This is a genomic window from Nocardia amikacinitolerans, assembly GCF_900215415.1.
GTDB lineage: Bacteria > Actinomycetota > Actinomycetes > Mycobacteriales > Mycobacteriaceae > Nocardia > Nocardia amikacinitolerans.
Genome location: NZ_OBEG01000008.1, coordinates 277,770 through 293,172, shown reverse-complemented (window position 1 = coordinate 293,172; position 15,403 = coordinate 277,770). Strand labels below are relative to the sequence as shown.

The following is a 15,403-nucleotide window of genomic DNA, read 5'->3' as shown; positions in this document are numbered from 1 at the left end:
GAACACGCTGTGCGGGTCCTCGGTGTAGTCGGCGAAAGGCGGACAGACCTCGAACCCGTGGCGTCGCGTAACGGTGCGATCGGGCTCTCGACGGAACTGTGTGAGACACCTTACTGTGAGGGCACTCGCCCTCGTCTGCTTCAGCTCAGGTGGACCTATGAATCGTGTCAACACTCTCGGCTCCGTCGCGGCCGCCGCGGCTCGCCGCGTCGCCGACGAGACCTACTACGCGAGCCTCGCGGTGCGCGCGGGTCTGGCCACTCCGCAACGGCCGGATCGGCTGGCTCGCATGGGTTTCGCGGTGCTGCGCTCGGGCATGCTCGGCGGACTGGTGACGGTGGCCGCGCTGCGGTACCGGCACCGCGCGGCGATCATCGACGAACTGGGCGCGGTGAGCTTTCGCGAGCTCGACGAACGCAGCACCGCGCTGGCCAACGCCTGGCGGGCGCGCGGTCTGCGCGACGGCGAGGGCGTCGCCGTGCTCGCGCGCAACCATCGCGGCTTCCACTACGCGGTGTTCGCCGCGGCCAAATGCGGCGCCAAGATCATCCTGCTGAACACCGACTTCGCCGGGCCACAGCTGCGCGAGGTCTTGGCGCGCGAAGGCGCCGATCTAGTGGTCTACGACGACGAATTCGCGGGCGTCCTCGGCGATCTGCGCACCCCGCGCGGCCGCTACCGCGCGTGGACCGACGCGCCCGCGGTCGACACGCTGGAGAACCTGATCGCGGGCGGCTCGCGAAAACCGCCGCGCCGACCGAGCACCGCGGCCAAGATCATCCTGCTGACCAGCGGCACCACCGGAACCCCGAAGGGCGCGCCGCGCCGGGAGCCGACATCGCTGGCGCCGCTCGGCGCGATCCTCGGCCGGGTTCCGTTCCGCGCCGAGGAGATCACCGAATGTCCGGCGCCGCTGTTCCACACCCTCGGCTTCGCGCACGCCATCATGGCCGTCGGTTTCGGTTCGACCCTGGTGATCCGGCGTCGCTTCGATCCGAGGGCGGTGCTCGACAGCCTCGACCGGCACGGCGCCACCGCGTTGATCGCCGTGCCCGTGATGCTGCAACGGTTGGTCGATCTAGGTCCGGAAGCGCGGGCGGGACACGACTTCTCGCGGCTGCGGATCATCTTCGTCGCGGGCTCGCAGCTGGGCGCCGAGCTGTGCGTGCGCGTCACCGAGGCGTTCGGTCCCGTCGTCTACAACGTCTACGGTTCCACAGAAGTGGCGTACGCGACCATCGCCACGCCCGCCGACCTGGCGGTCGAGCCCGGCTGCGTCGGCACCCCGGTGCCGAGCACCACGGTCAAAATCTTCGACGAGAACGACGCCGAGCTGCCGCCCGGCCGCACCGGACGCATCTTCGTCGGCAACAACTACCAGTTCGAGGGCTACACCGGCGGCGGAGACAAGGACCGCATCGGCTCGCTGATGTCCACCGGTGACGTCGGCCATTTCGACAGCGCGGGAAGGCTTTTCATCGACGGCAGGGACGACGACATGATCGTCTCCGGCGGCGAGAACGTCTTTCCAGGCGAGGTCGAGGAACTGCTCGCCGCCCACCCCGCGGTCGAGGAAGTGAGCGCCTTCGGCGTCGACGACGACCGCTACGGCCAGCGCCTGCGCGCGGTGATCGTGGTCCGCGCGGGCCACACCCTCACCGAAGACGAAGTGCGCGACCACGTGAAGACCCATCTGGCCCGCTTCAAGGTCCCCCGAGACGTCCTCTTCATCGACCGACTCCCCAGAAATCCCACCGGCAAGGTCCTCAAACGCGTTCTGCGCGAGCTGGGTTAGGCGTTTCTCCGCGTTCGCACCGGTGCGCAGGCTCGCGACGGACCGCCTCCGGCTGCGCCCATCAGACCCTGCCGACCATGCGGCGGAGGGTGCGGCGGAGCCGGATACGGTCGGGGACCGCGCTACGCAGCCAGCCGTCGGACGGCACCACGACGAGTCCGCTCCTGCGGTGTTCGACGCAGTCGACGATCGCGTCGGCGACCAGTTCGGGGGCCGGGGCGTAGCCGGGGGCGATGGTGCTGACCAGCACGCCTTGTTCGGCGAGACCGCGATGCAGCGCGGTACCGAGCCCGACGACGGCGTGCTTGGTCGCGCTGTAGACGGCCGCGCCGAGCGCCGCGGTCACACCGACCGCCGAGCCGATGTTGACGATGTGGCCGTGCCCCTGCTCCACGAAACGCCGTCCGGCCAAACGGGATCCGGTGATCACCGCGCGCAGGTTGACGTCGATCTGGTGATCCGATTCGATCTCGGACTCACTCAGGAACGATCCGCTCGGCGCGGTGTCGGCGGCGTTCACCACCACGTCCAGCCCGCCGAGCTTGCGTTCGGCGCGGGCGAGGAACTCGGCGAACCGCGCGCTGTCGGCGGTGTCGAGCGTGAGGCCGACGGCGGTGCCGCCGTGCATCCGAGCGAACTGCTCGGCCACCGCGCGGGCCCGCCCCGTGTCGCAGTCCCCGAGCGCCACATCCGCGCCCGCCGCGAGAAACGCCAGCGCGATCTCGCGGCCGACGCCGTGCGCGCCTCCGGTGATCGCCACCCGTTTGCCCACAAGTGTCTTCTTCGACATGTGATTTCGCCCGCTTTCGCCTCGGGCCTCGACGGTAGGGTGCGGCGCGGTGTCGATGCCATGCGATGTCGGGTCAGGACATTTCGGATATCGGCCAGTTGTGCCGTCGACCGCGAGGCGTTTGCCGCTTCGCGCGGGCGGACGGACAGGACGCCCGGCTGTCCTTGCGATGTCCGGCCAAAACCATGCGGAATCCGGCCATGCCGGACGACGATGAAGCGGTGTCCTCGTGGGAGTGGCGGCGCTCGGTGACCTTGTCGGCTGTTCTGGTCGAACTGGCGCGTGACCACGGTCTGCCGCTCGCGGAATGCCTGCGCGACACCGGAATCGAACCGGCGCAGCTCACCACGCCTGGCATGGAGGTCACGGCCGGGCAGGAGCTGGCACTGATCGACAACATCGTGACCCGGCTCGACGACCGCCCCGGCCTCGGACTGGAAGCCGGAATGCGCACGCACGTCACGACTTACGGTGCGCTCGGGCTGGCACTCCTCAGCAGCCCGACGGTGCGGTCCGCGGTGGACCTGCTGATGCGCTACATCCGGATGACCACGACCTTCGCCCGCACCCGGCACGTCTACCAAGACGACACGCTGCTGCTCTACGCCGACGACCGCGACGTGCCGCCCCGGCTGCGCGGCTTCCTGCTGGAGCGGGATGTGGCGGTGCTGCTGACGAATTGGACGGCCGTGTATCACGCGCCCGCGCCGATTCTGAGCGGACAGGTCGCCTGGGGCCTGCGTCCCCGACTGCAACCGATCCTCGACCGGTACGGCCTCACGGCCACCGACGGCCATGGACCGCACCTGGTCGTCTTCGACACCGCGGGCTTCGACGACCCACTGCCGCAAGCCAGCCCGCTCACGGCGGCGCTGTTCGAGGAGCAGTGCGCGCACCTGCTGCGACGGCGTGGGCTGGCCAAGGGGATCGCCGGATCGGTGCGGGAGGTGCTGCTGCACCGGCTGGGCGGGCGCGTCTCCCAGGAGGACGTGGCGGCCGCGCTGCACATGAGTCTGCGCACCATGCGCCGCCGCCTGGCCGAGGAGGGCACCTCGTATCGCAGCCTGTGCAGCGAGACGTACGGCAACATGGCCGAGGAGCTGTTGTCCACCGGCCTGACCGTCGAGGACGTCGCCTACCGCATGGGATATTCGGGCGCGCCGAGCTTCTCCAACGCGTTCAAACAGTGGCGCGGCGTCTCACCCGGCCGGTTCGCCCGCGCCGCCGTGGAAAGGCACGGCCGACCCGTCTGACGCGGAAAACCGGTGGCCGAGCCGGGCACGGCCCGCGTACCTTCGACCTTCGTAATTCTCGACGGGGGAGGAAGAATATGGAGGCGACGGTCACGGTGACCCCGGACCAGCTGCCGGAGTTGCTGCTGCACGTCGCAATGGTGCGACCGGTGTTCCTCTGGGGCGCACCGGGTATCGGCAAGAGCTCGCTCGTGCGCTCGTTCGCCGAATCGCTGGGGCTGGAGTGCGTCACGCTGCTCGGCACCCAGCTCGCGCCGGAGGACCTGATCGGGGTGCCGCAGATCGTCGGCGACCGCAGCCGATTCGCGCCGCCCGAGCTGATCGCAAGGCCGACGCCGTACTGCCTGTTCCTGGACGAACTGAACGCGGCGGCGCCGGAGGTGCAGAAGTCGTTCTACTCGCTGATCCTGGACCGCCGCATCGGCGGCTACGAGCTGCCCGCCGGTTCGGTGGTGATCGGCGCGGGCAACCGCGCCACCGACAACGCGCTGGCCCGTCCGATGGCCTCGGCGCTGGTCAACCGCATGGTGCATCTGCACCTGCGGGCCGACGTGGACGACTGGCTGAAGTGGGCCGCGCACAACGACATTCACCCATGGGTGGTGCGCTACGTGACCCAGCGCCCCGATCACCTGTGGTCGGCGGCGCCGAAGACCGAGGCGCCCTTCTCCACCCCGCGCGGCTGGCACATGCTCTCCGACGCACTGCATTCCTGCGGTGACGATCTCGACGACACGCTGCTCGAGGTGCTCGCGGCGGGCACGCTGACCCCCGCGCACGCCTCGGGGTTCCGCGCCTTCGTCAAGACCATCCGGCACGCCTACGATCTGGACGCCGTGATCAAGGGCGAGGCCGACTGGCCGCGCGATCCCGGCGATCGCGATCTGCTGTATTTCCTCTCCGAGACCTTCCGCGCGCGGCTGATCAAGGAGCTGCCCGGCTCCCGCAAGCACGTCTCGGCCGCGACGCACCGATTCGTGTTGCGAGCCAAGGCGATGCTCGTCGAGCTGGCCGAGATCTCGGTCGAATGCGCGCAATTGGTGATCGCGTCGGACGCGGACGGTGTGCCGGTGCTGCCCTCCTGGTTCCTGGTCGAGGTGACCCGCGACCTGCCGCGCCTGGCCGCGCGGCGGTAGCGGTGGGCGCCGCGCGCGGGAAGCGCCGCGCGACCGTCGATCCCTGGCGCCAGGCGGTGCTGGACGGCTGGGGCATGGTCCGTGCGCACCGAGCCTTCGGGCATCTGCCGGGCAGGCTCTACGAGCTCGACCCGCGCCGGACGCCGCAGGAGGTGTGGGCGCGCATCGCGGGCGCGGGCGTCGGCTACCACCCGAAGCGCCGCGCCGAAGCCGCCGAGTGGGCATGGGTTTTCGCGCACTGCCTGCTGCACGCCGGGTTCGGGCACCTGGACCCGCGCCGGGCGGACCCCGCCGACATCGTCACCGACATCGATCTGTCCGAGAGCTGGTCGATCGACGCGGCCGAACCGCACCCCGCCTATCGCGCCGCCTGCTGCGCCGTCGTCGACCAGTATCTGACCACGATGAAGATCGGTCGTCGGCCGACCGAATTCCCCGCCGCGCCGAGCATTTCCGACGAATACGCGACGGCCGGCCGCTGGCGCGACACCGCCGTTCCCGCCGAGTACCGGCGCGACGACCCGCCGGACTTCCTGATCAGCGGCGCCGCCGCGGCCGAGCGCGCCGACGATCCTGGACGTTTCGCCGCGGGCATTGCCGCCGCCGCGCGCGACGCCTTGACCGTCGCGGGCGGCGACTCGACACCCGACGGCAAGCGACCCCAACAAGCCTGGGACGCGGCGCTGAGCTGGTTCGTCTCCTCCTACCCGCTGCTCGGCGCGCTGGCGGCCGGGATGACGCTGGTCGCGGACCCGGATCTGGCGCGCGGGTGGGACATCGCCATCGCCGCGGTCAACGCCGAGGCGGCGGAGATCTACGTCAACCCGCTGGCCGGGCTGACGCAGGAGGAGTGGCGCTTCGTGCTCGCGCACGAAATGCTGCACGCCGCATTGCGACACGGTGAACGCACCGCTTGGCGCGACCCGTACCTGTTCAACATCGCGTGCGACTACGTGGTGAACGGCTGGCTGGTGGAGCTGGGAGTCGGGGTCATGCCCGAGGGCTTGCTCTACGACCCCGCGCTGAAAGGCTGTTCGGCGGAAGAGGTGTACGACCGCATCGCGACGGATCTGCGGCGGTTGCGCAAGCTGGCCACGTTGCGCGGCCGCGGCCGCGGCGACGTGCTCGACGAACCGCTGCCGCACTCCGGCGGCGCGGGACGCTACGTCGACCTGGACGACTACTACCGCAACGCGCTGACCACCGGCCTGGCGTATCACCTGAACAGCGGGCGCGGCTACCTCCCCGCCGCGCTGGAAGAGGCGATTCGCGCCATGGACCAGCCGCCGCTGCCGTGGGACGCGCAGCTGGCGCACTGGTTCGACGAGCACGTCCCCGCGGTCGACAAACGCCGCAGCTACGCCCGCGTCTCCCGCAGGCAGGCGGCTACGCCCGACATCCCACGCCCGGCCTGGGTGCGGCCGGAGGAGAGCACGCGGCTGCCGACCTTCGGCGTCGTCCTCGACACCTCGGGATCGATGGACGCGGCGCTGCTCGGAAAAGGTCTGGGCGCCATCGCTTCCTACGCTCTGGCCAGGGACGTGCCGCGCGCGAGGGTGGTGTACTGCGACGCCGCGGCCTACGACGCGGGCTATCTGCCGGTCGAGGAGATCGCGCGCGGCGTGCGGGTGCGCGGCCGCGGCGGCACCGTCTTGCAGCCCGGTGTTCGGCTGCTCGAACGCGCCGACGACTTTCCCGCCGACGGACCGATTCTGATCATCACCGACGGTGCCTGCGATGTGCTGCGAGTGCGCCGCGAGCACGCCTACCTGGTGCCCGCGGGCGCGTCGCTGCCGTTTCGGCCGAATGGTCCGGTCTTCCGGATGCGCTGAGCCGGGATGTCCGGCGACCGCGTCGGGAGTCCTCGCTCGGAGTAACGAGAAAGGCACCCTAACCCGACGTGGGATGCGAGCATGGAAGGGCAGTCTCACGATCGCCGCGGCGAAAGGTGGTGGGGTGTGGCCGAGTTCGTGCAGGAGTACGCCGCGTTGCGGTGGTCGGTGGTGGCGGCGTTCCTGGTGACGTCCGCGATCGTGACGCTACGACTGGCGAGACCCGTTCGCGGGCACGTGAACTCGGAATCGGATGCCGCGCACCTGGTCATGTGCCTGATCATGCTGGTGATGCTGATCTTTCCGGCCGAGGCGAGTCCGCACGCGGTGCGCGGAGTCCTGATCGCCATGACCGTCGCGTTCGGTGCGTTGCTGGTGAGCCGGATCGTGGAATGGCGCGCGGCGCGCGGCGCGGTGACGGCCGGACAGACTTTCGCGATCGGATACCACGCGCTCGCCGCCGCGGCCATGCTCTACGCGATGTCCGGGCATTCGGCCGCCGATCACGCGGGCCCGCCGCCCTTCGCGGCCTATGCGCTCGCCGCGCTCTTCATCGCCGACGCGCTCGCGGTGCTGTGCCTGCGCGGCGGCGGTTGGCACCGGCTGGCGCATCCGGTCGGCGCGGTCGGGTCGGCGGCCGTCGTGCCGCACGTGGTGATGGATTTCGGGATGGCGTACATGCTCGTCGCCGCCGTAGTCGGGTGAAACCGGGAATCTAGACTTCGACGACGGTGTCGGCCACGACGCGTCCGCCGAGGCGCACCCAGCCGTCGGAATCCCACTCGGTGAACAACTGCGAGCCCTGGCCCTGCGTGATGATCAGGCTGCGGCGCAGCAGCGCGGTGAGCGCGACCGCTGCCGCGCCGGTGGCCTCGTCCTCTTCGATGCCCATGGTGGGGGCGAACATTCGCGCGCGCACCGTGGCACGGTGCTCCTCGGTCCAGCACCACAGGTAGTGCGGTCCGCCGGGGAACTCCTCGGGCCGCACCGTGGCCAGCTCGTCGAGGCTGTCGAGCTGATGGAAGGTGAAGTCCGGCGCCCACTCGCCGCGCGCCTTGATCCAGGTCAGACCGTCGGCCAGTTCGACGGGCACCGGTCCGGCCGGCATGTCGAGCACCCGCACGGGGATGCCCTGTTCGGCGAACCACCACGCGGTGCCGACCGAGGGATGTCCGGCGAACGGGAGTTCGACGGCCGGGGTGTAGATCCGCATGCGGGCTATCTCGTCGACCGGGTCCTCGACGACGACCGTCTCGCTGTACCCGGCCCGCGCCGCGAGGGCCTGCGCGTCTGCCTCACCGACGTCCTTCGCGCGGGCGATGCCCAGCGGATTGCCGAGGCGTCCGGTCGCATCCGTGAATACGCGCACCACCTCGACCCGCGTGCCCATGGCTTCCGGCTCATCCTGTGTGCCCATGCACGCGAGCCTACCGGCTCGCACCGGTGGCTACCGGCGAGCAAACGTAATGCTCGTCACTCTCTCGGAGGGGCGGACGAGGGGGAAAATGCCGAAAGCCCCGTCCGGTCGAAGACGGGGCTTTCGGGTCGTCTCGTGGCGTCAGACCGACGCGGCGGCGAGCGTCTCGGTGGACTGCACGGCCTGGCCGACGCCGGCCACGATGGCGGCGGCGCGCAGCGACTCGAAGATCACCTCGCGGGAGACACCGGCCTCGCGCAGGGTGTGCTCGTGTGCCTCCAGGCAGTGGGCGCAGCCGTTGATCGAGGAGACCGCGAAGGACCACAGCTCGAAATCGGCCTTGTCGACGCCGGGGGCGCCGATGATCTGCATGCGCAGCCCGGCCCGCAGGTCGTCGTAGCGGCCGCCGAGGAACGCCTTGCCCCGGTAGAACACGTTGTTCATGCCCATGATCGAGGCGGCGCCGAGCGCGGCGTTGTACGCCTCCGCCGACAGGATGTCGGCGGCTTCCTCGGCGATCTCGCGCAGCGTGGTCGCCGAGCGGGTCGCGGCCGCCGACGCGAGCAGAGTGCCCCACAGCTGCTGTTCGTTCAGCACGGTGGTGCGCGCGATCGATGACAAGTTGAGCTTGAGGTCCTTGGCGTACTCGGGAAGGGAGTTCTTCAGGTTCTCAATGCTCATTCGACGTTTCCTCTGTGTGTATCGGGCCCGCGGGCGCGGGGATGTTCTCGAAGACGCTCCCCGCCGGAGCGGGGAGCGGGATCTGTTCGGGGAGTGGGTGTTCCGGATCAGACGCTGGCGGTGAGGAGCTCACCGGCGTTGATGGTCGGGTCGCCCTTCTTCCAGTTGCAGGCGCACAGCTCGTCGGACTGCAGCGCGTCGAGCACGCGCAGCACCTCGTCGACGTTGCGGCCGACCGAACCCGCGGTGACCGAGACGAACTGGACCTCGTTGTTCGGGTCGACGATGAAGGTGGCGCGGTCGGCGACGCCGTCGGCGTTGAGCACGCCGGTGGCGGTGACCAGTTCACGCTTGAGGTCCGACAGCATCGGGAACGGGAGGGTCTTCAGATCCTCGTGCTGCGCGCGCCACTGGAAGTGCACGAACTCGTTGTCCACCGAGACGCCGAGCACCTGCGCGTCGCGGTCGGCGAACTCCTCGTTCAGCTTGCCGAACGCGGCGATCTCGGTCGGGCAGACGAAGGTGAAGTCCTTCGGCCAGAAGAAGACGATCCGCCACTTGCCCGCGTGATCGTCGCTGGTGACCTGGGTGAAGTAGTCGTCAGGCTGCTGAGCGTCGACCTTCGACAGATCACCGCCGATGACCGCGGTGAGGTTGTATGCCGGGAACTGGTCGCCGATGGTCAGCAGGGCCATGCTTTGTCTCCTCGTCCTTCGTGGGGTTTTTGGGCGTGCGAAGTTCTTCTGTGATCTTGCACAAAGGGCAGTGAAAGGTAAAGGTGATCAGTCGCACTACACTGATAGGCGTGACTGATCAGACTTATCAGCCGACACTTTCGCAGCTGCGTGCGTTCGTGGCGATCGCGGAATACCGGCATTTCGGCACCGCGGCCGCCCGGCTCAATGTGAGCCAGCCCACGTTATCGCAAGCATTGGCCGCCCTCGAAAACGGACTGGGACTCCAGCTGATCGAGCGCAGCACGCGCCGGGTTCTGGTGACCGCGGCCGGAATGCGGTTGCTGCCGCAGGCGATGGCGACGCTGGAGGCCGCCGACCGCTTCGTCGCCTCGGCCACCGGCGGCGGGCTCGGCGGCACGCTGCGGATGGGAATCATCCCGACCGTCGCGCCCTACGTGCTGCCCGCTCTGCTGCCCGAGCTGCGCAAGCGGCTGCCCGCGCTGGTGCCGCAGGTCGTCGAGGACCAGACCGCGCGTTTGCTGGAGGGGTTGCGCACCGGCGTGCTCGACGTCGCGCTGCTCGCGCTGCCCACCGAGAACTCGGGGCTGGTGGAGATGCCGCTCTACACCGAGGAATTCGTGCTGGTGACCCCGCGCGGGCACGCGCTCGCGGGCCGCAAGGACATCGAGCCCGCGGTGCTCGGCACGCTGCCGCTGCTGCTGCTCGACGAGGGCCACTGCCTGCGCGACCAGACCCTCGACCTGTGCCGCTCGGTCGACGTCCACCCCGGCGCGGTCGGCGACACCCGCGCCGCCTCGCTCGCCACCGTCGTCCAGTGCGTGGCGGGCGGACTCGGCGTCACGCTGATCCCGGAAATGGCCGTCGCCGCCGAAACCGCCAGGGGCACACTGGAAACCGCCCGCTTCGTCGATCCGGCCCCCGGCCGCACCATCGGCCTCGCCTTCCGCGCCTCCAGCGCCCGCAGCGACGACTACGAGTACCTCGCCGCCATCATCCGCGCACACCGGCCGATGTGAGGCATCCGGCCGCGCGGGAGCTTCCTGTGGCATTGACCGCGGGGGCGGCGGCTGGGACGCTCGGCTGGTGCGGATTCACCACCTGAACTGCGGGTCGATGGCGTTGGGCATGGTCGACCATTGCCTGTTGATCGAGACCGATACCGGGCTCGTCCTTGTCGATACCGGATACGGCCTGGAGTGCGTGCGTGATCCGGGCCGGATGATGGGGCCAGCGCGGTTCTCGCTGGGCGCCAAGCTGCTCGAACGGGAGACGGCGGTCCGGCAGGTCCAAGCGCTCGGATACGACCCGGCCGATGTCCGCGACATCGTGCTCACCCATCTGGATCTCGACCACGCGGGCGGGCTTGCCGATTTTCCGGACGCGACCGTGCACGTGCACGGTCCGGAACTGCGCGCGGCGAACTCGTCGAAGGGATTGTTCGACCGGCTGCGCTACCGACCGGCGCAGTGGGCGCACCGGCCCAAGTGGCTGACCAACGAGATCGACGGCGGTGCGGAATGGTTCGGCTTCGACGCGGTCCGCGATCTGCCCGGCCTGCCCGCGGAGATTCTGATCGTCCCGCTGTACGGCCACACCGAGGGGCACGTGGGCGTTGCGGTCGACACCGGCGACGGCTGGCTGCTGCACGCGGGCGACGCGTTCTACGTGGGCAGCGAGATCGATCCTGCGCACCCGCGAACCCCGCTGATCTGGCAGGTGATGGAGTTGCGTTCGCTCGGCTCGAACGACTTCCGGCAGAACCGCGAACGTCTCCTCGAACTCAACCGGGCGCACGGTGGGGAGATCACCGTGTTCTCGTCCCATGATCCGGACGCGTTCGCCCGCCTGGCGCGGTGAAGCCGACACCGGCTCGAAGGGGCACAGTGGTGACAAGCGCGGAGAGGAGTGGTGCGTGGATGTGATCGGCAACGGCCCCGGTGGACGCCTCGCGAGGGTGTCTACGACGGAGCATGCGCTCTTCGTCTACGGCACCCTCCAGTTTCCCGAGGTGCTGCATCAGCTGATCGGACGCTGCCCCGATCTGTCGCCCGCCGAACTGACCGGATGGCGGGCGGCCGCGTTGCCCGGTCGGCTGTATCCGGGCTTGGTTGCGGATGCGCGGGCGACGGTGCGCGGCGCGTTGCTGTCCGGCTTGAGCGCGGGGGAGTGGGCCGTGCTCGATGCCTTCGAGGACGACGAATACGACTTGCGGCCAGTGGATTTCGATGCCACCGTGCGCGCCGATACTGGCGTTCGCTCGTCGCGCCACCGCCCGGAAGATCCCGACCTCACGGCGAGTGCTCGGTACGCGCCCGGCGCGGTGTGGACCTACGTGTGGACCGCCGATGTCACACCGCGTGACTGGCGCGCGGAGGAATTCGCCGCCGAACATCTGAGCGCGTTCGCCACCAGCTGCGCGGGCTGGCGGCAGACGCTCGACCCCGTTGCAATTCCTAGACGACCGGTCGTATAGTTCGTCGCATGGCACGACCGCGACGCAGTGACGACACCCGCCAGCTCCTGGTGGAGGAAGGCGCCGCCGGTTTTCTGGCCAACGGCTACCACGGCACCGGCATCAAGCAGGTGCTCGACGCGGTCGGCGTGCCGAAGGGCTCGTTCTACAACTACTTCGACAGCAAGGAGAGCTTCGGGCAGGCGGTCATCGACTACCACTCCCGCTGCATCCAGCGCAACCTCGCCGAGGCGCTCGGACCCGCACCCGATCCGGTGACCGGTCTGCGGACGTTCTTCGCCAAGCAGATGGACGAGTTCGTCGAAACCGATTTCACCGGTGGGTGTTTGATCGCCAACCTGGGGGGCGAGCTGGAGGGCAGCGAGACGTTGCGCGAATCGCTGTCCGGTGCGTTCCGCGCCTGGCGCGACGGGGTCGCCAAGGCGTTGCTCGAGGCGCAGGAGCGTGATCTGGTGCGCGCCGACATCCCGGCCGAGGAACTCGCCGATCTGCTCATCGAGTCCTGGGAGGGGGCGGTGATCCGGATGAAGATCGACCGCTCGCTTGAGCCGCTGCACAAGTGCCTGCGGCGCCTCCTGGACGACTACTTCCGACCCTGAATTCATGTGCCCGCCATGGGCGGGTCAATTCGTATCCATTCCAAGACGACCGGTCGTATCCAATCAGAAGGGAAACAACATGTCAGGCAAGACGGTCATCGTGACCGGATCCTCCAGCGGGATCGGCCGCGATATCGCCAGGGCACTGGTGGCCCGCGGCGACAACGTGGTGATCAACGGGCGCGACCCGGACAAGCTCGCCGCGGTCGCCGCCGAGCTCGGCGCGCCCGCCCAGGTGGCCGAGGTGGTCGGCGACATCGGCTCGGCCGCAACGGGTTCCGCGCTGGTGCGGACCGCGGTCGAGCGGTTCGGCCGGGTGGACGTCCTCGTGAACAACGCGGGCGTCTTCGGCGCGAAGCCGTTCGTCGACGTCACCGAGGCGGAATTGGACAGCTACCTGAACGGCAACCTGAAGGGCACCTACTTCACCACCCAGGCGGTGGTGCGCAGGCTGCGCGAACAGGGCGGTGGCGGCAGCATCGTGAACATCGGCACCGTCCTGATCGACCACGCGCTCGCCGGTCTGCCCGCCTCCGCGGCGCTGGTCAGCAAGGGCGGCGTGCACGCGCTCACCACCAGCCTCGCGGCCGAACTCGCCGCCGACGGCATCCGGGTGAACCTCGTCGCGCCGGGCATCATCCGCACTCCGCTCTTCGGTGACGGCGACGAAAAGTCCTCGGGTCGTTTGGCTTTGCTCAACCGTATCGGCGAGGTCGCCGAAACCACCGCCGCGGTCCTGTATCTGGCGGACGCGGAATTCACCACCGGCCACATTCTCCCCGTCGACGGCGGGTTCATCTCCGGGAGGGCAGCGTAATGCCGTATGTCGATATCAAGGTCACCGACGAAGGCGTGACCGTCGAACAGAAGACTCGGCTCATCAAGGGCGTCACCGACCTGCTTCAGGACGTGCTCGGCAAGGATCCGGCAACCACCTTCGTAGTGATTCATGAAGTGCCGCTGACCGATTGGGGTGTCGGCGGGATGAACGTGGCCGACTGGCGCGCGCGAAATTCCTGAGCGCGGGCGCCCGGCGGACGCGATCGGTCTGGAACGTGGTTCCGGCCGCGCGCCGCCGGGCGTCGGCGTTTCCCGGTGGCTCGCCGCTGGTCGTCGCGATGGAAAGCGGCCGAAGGACAAGGGATTCCGGTACCGTTTCCGGCACGGCGTTGCGTTCCGGAGAGTCTTCGCGATCTCTGAGTGTCAGTGCACGATCCAGCTCGACGGAGGGGAGCTGCGATGCCATCGCTTCTGGAAATCACCACTCATTTCTTTCTACAGGTCGCCGTCATCCTGGTCACCTATCGCCTGCTCTGGCCGGTGTTCCGCCGGTTGGGGCAGGTGCAGGTGGTGGCCATCATGGTCGCCGGATTCGTTTTGGGGCCTTCGATTCTGGGTCTCGTCTGGCCCGAGGCCCAGGAATGGCTGTTCCCGACCACGCTCGCGGTGGGAGGCGCGAGCATCACGCACCCGAACCTGACCGCGATCTATGTCGTCGGTCAGCTCGGCCTCGTGCTGTACATGTTCCTGGTCGGCGCGTCGTTCAAGGTGGACATCCTGTCCTCGCACCTGCGCAAGGCGGGCGCGACCTCGACCGCGGGCGTTGCGGTGCCGCTGGTGCTCGGCGGTGCGCTCGGCTGGTGGATGGTCGGCAGCGGCGGATACTTCACCGACAAGGTGGAGCATTGGCAGGGCGGGCTTTTCGTCGCCGCGGCCGTGGCCATCACGGCGTTTCCGATGCTGGCGTGGATCATCTACGACTCGGGTCTGCTGAACACCCGCCTCGGCACGATGTCGCTGGCGTGTGCCGCGGTGGACGACGCGTGCGCCTGGATCCTGCTCGCCACCGTCGTCGCCACCACCAAGGACAGCATGAACGGCGCGTTCCTCGCCGTCGGTGGCGGACTTGCCTACCTGCTGTTCATGATGTTCGTCGCGCGGCGCTGGCTGGCCAAGCTCGAGACGTGGCAGCCCAAGCGCGGCGACACCGAACGGGCGGGCGGGCTGCCGATCGCGCAGCTGTCCATCGTGCTGCTGGTCGTGTTGCTCGCCAGCTGGTTCACCGACTGGTGCGGGATCTACTCGGTGTTCGGCGCGTTCGTGGCGGGTGCGGTGATGCCGCGCGGCCAGCTGCTCGACACCATCCGTGAGCGCTTCGAGCCGCTGGTGGCCTACCTGCTGCTGCCCGCGTTCTTCATCTACTCCGGCCTGAACACCGAACTCAGCCTGATCTTCGAACCGGAGGTCCTGCTGGTGACGGCGGTCGTGCTGATCGTCTCGTTCGCGGGCAAGTTCGGCGCCGTCGGACTCGCGGCGCGCTGGCAGGGCATGAGCAAGCGGGAGGCCGCGTCGATGGGCGCGCTGGCCAATGCCCGCGGCCTGATGGAGCTGATCCTGTTGAACATCGGCCTCGGGGCCGGGCTCATCACCGGTGAGCTGTACACGATCCTGGCGCTGATGACGATCATCACCACGTTCATGGCGACACCGGTGCAGCGGATCTTCGAACGCAGCGCGTGGAAGGCCGGTCTGGTCTTCGGTCCGGACGGCGAACAGCCCAGGGCGGCGACGGGGAAGGAGCCGGGCGGCGAGCCGGAGCGTTCCGGCGAACCGGCGCCGGTCGCCACATGAGCGGGCGCTAGGCCGACCAGCGCGGCCGCCGGGTCGATCGGCGCGGCCGCCGGGTCGATCGGCGCGGCCGCCGGGTCGATCGGCGCGGCCGCCGGGTC

At 69.2% G+C, this 15,403-nt stretch carries 16 protein-coding genes; 12 read left to right on the top strand and 4 right to left on the bottom strand.

The genetic code is table 11. The features are described from left to right. Positions 1-157 precede the first annotated feature (157 nt). On the top strand, positions 158-1,795 hold the full coding sequence (locus CRP45_RS30665; protein ID WP_097248107.1) for an acyl-CoA synthetase: 1,638 nt from the start codon (positions 158-160) through the stop codon (positions 1,793-1,795). Between the two features lie 61 nt (positions 1,796-1,856). Here the strand turns inward: CRP45_RS30665 and CRP45_RS30660 are convergent, their stop codons facing one another. After that, the gene (locus CRP45_RS30660) at positions 1,857-2,585 is read right to left on the bottom strand and encodes an SDR family NAD(P)-dependent oxidoreductase (RefSeq protein ID WP_067779488.1); all 729 of its coding nucleotides are present in this window, start codon (positions 2,583-2,585) and stop codon (positions 1,857-1,859) included. A 200-nt stretch (positions 2,586-2,785) separates the two neighbouring features. Here CRP45_RS30660 and CRP45_RS30655 point away from each other — a divergent pair, with 200 nt between their 5' ends. The 4 genes from CRP45_RS30655 (at position 2,786) to CRP45_RS30640 (ending at position 7,511) form a co-directional block, all read left to right on the top strand. Then, positions 2,786-3,838 (top strand): AraC family transcriptional regulator, encoded by a 1,053-nt coding sequence (locus CRP45_RS30655; RefSeq protein ID WP_097248149.1) that lies wholly within the window; start codon positions 2,786-2,788, stop codon positions 3,836-3,838. 77 nt (positions 3,839-3,915) lie between these two features. Next, a complete protein-coding gene (locus CRP45_RS30650) occupies positions 3,916-4,974 on the top strand; it encodes an AAA family ATPase (protein ID WP_097248106.1) in 1,059 nt (352 codons plus the stop codon). A 2-nt stretch (positions 4,975-4,976) separates the two neighbouring features. Continuing rightward, entirely contained in the window at positions 4,977-6,806 is a 1,830-nt protein-coding gene (locus tag CRP45_RS30645) for a vWA domain-containing protein (RefSeq protein ID WP_218841204.1), read from the top strand. Between the two features lie 126 nt (positions 6,807-6,932). After that, positions 6,933-7,511, top strand: a complete 579-nt coding sequence (locus CRP45_RS30640; protein WP_067779496.1) for a DUF5134 domain-containing protein — start codon at positions 6,933-6,935, stop codon at positions 7,509-7,511. A 10-nt stretch (positions 7,512-7,521) separates the two neighbouring features. On the opposite strand, the gene CRP45_RS30635 is transcribed toward CRP45_RS30640, so the two are convergent. The 3 genes from CRP45_RS30635 to CRP45_RS30625 all read right to left on the bottom strand — a co-directional run bounded on the left by CRP45_RS30635 (position 7,522) and on the right by CRP45_RS30625 (position 9,599). Further along, positions 7,522-8,196, bottom strand: coding sequence for a PhzF family phenazine biosynthesis protein (locus tag CRP45_RS30635; protein ID WP_097248147.1), 675 nt, complete (start codon positions 8,194-8,196; stop codon positions 7,522-7,524). A gap of 168 nt (positions 8,197-8,364) precedes the next feature. Beyond that, complete coding sequence (gene ahpD, locus CRP45_RS30630; protein ID WP_097248104.1) at positions 8,365-8,904, bottom strand: alkylhydroperoxidase, AhpD family; 540 nt, start codon at positions 8,902-8,904, stop codon at positions 8,365-8,367. Between the two features lie 107 nt (positions 8,905-9,011). After that, positions 9,012-9,599 carry a peroxiredoxin gene (locus CRP45_RS30625; RefSeq protein ID WP_067779506.1) on the bottom strand — a complete coding sequence of 196 codons (588 nt, stop codon included), beginning with the start codon at positions 9,597-9,599 and terminating at the stop codon, positions 9,012-9,014. A gap of 110 nt (positions 9,600-9,709) precedes the next feature. On the opposite strand from CRP45_RS30625, the gene CRP45_RS30620 reads away from it, so the two are divergent. The 7 genes from CRP45_RS30620 (at position 9,710) to CRP45_RS30590 (ending at position 15,305) form a co-directional block, all read left to right on the top strand. Beyond that, entirely contained in the window at positions 9,710-10,618 is a 909-nt protein-coding gene (locus CRP45_RS30620) for a hydrogen peroxide-inducible genes activator (protein WP_097248103.1), read from the top strand. A 67-nt stretch (positions 10,619-10,685) separates the two neighbouring features. After that, on the top strand, positions 10,686-11,459 hold the full coding sequence (locus CRP45_RS30615) for an MBL fold metallo-hydrolase (RefSeq protein ID WP_097248102.1): 774 nt from the start codon (positions 10,686-10,688) through the stop codon (positions 11,457-11,459). A gap of 55 nt (positions 11,460-11,514) precedes the next feature. After that, complete coding sequence (locus CRP45_RS30610) at positions 11,515-12,075, top strand: gamma-glutamylcyclotransferase family protein (protein ID WP_218841203.1); 561 nt, start codon at positions 11,515-11,517, stop codon at positions 12,073-12,075. Positions 12,076-12,083: 8 nt separating this feature from the next. Then, on the top strand, positions 12,084-12,674 hold the full coding sequence (locus tag CRP45_RS30605; protein WP_097248100.1) for an LmrA/YxaF family transcription factor: 591 nt from the start codon (positions 12,084-12,086) through the stop codon (positions 12,672-12,674). Positions 12,675-12,753: 79 nt separating this feature from the next. Then, a complete protein-coding gene (locus CRP45_RS30600; protein WP_097248099.1) occupies positions 12,754-13,491 on the top strand; it encodes an SDR family NAD(P)-dependent oxidoreductase in 738 nt (245 codons plus the stop codon). Further along, positions 13,491-13,694, top strand: a complete 204-nt coding sequence (locus tag CRP45_RS30595; protein ID WP_067779520.1) for a tautomerase family protein — start codon at positions 13,491-13,493, stop codon at positions 13,692-13,694. Before CRP45_RS30600 ends, CRP45_RS30595 begins: the two co-directional genes overlap by 1 nt. 219 nt (positions 13,695-13,913) lie before the next feature. After that, positions 13,914-15,305 (top strand): cation:proton antiporter, encoded by a 1,392-nt coding sequence (locus CRP45_RS30590; RefSeq protein ID WP_097248098.1) that lies wholly within the window; start codon positions 13,914-13,916, stop codon positions 15,303-15,305. The last annotated feature ends 98 nt before the right edge of the window (positions 15,306-15,403 follow it).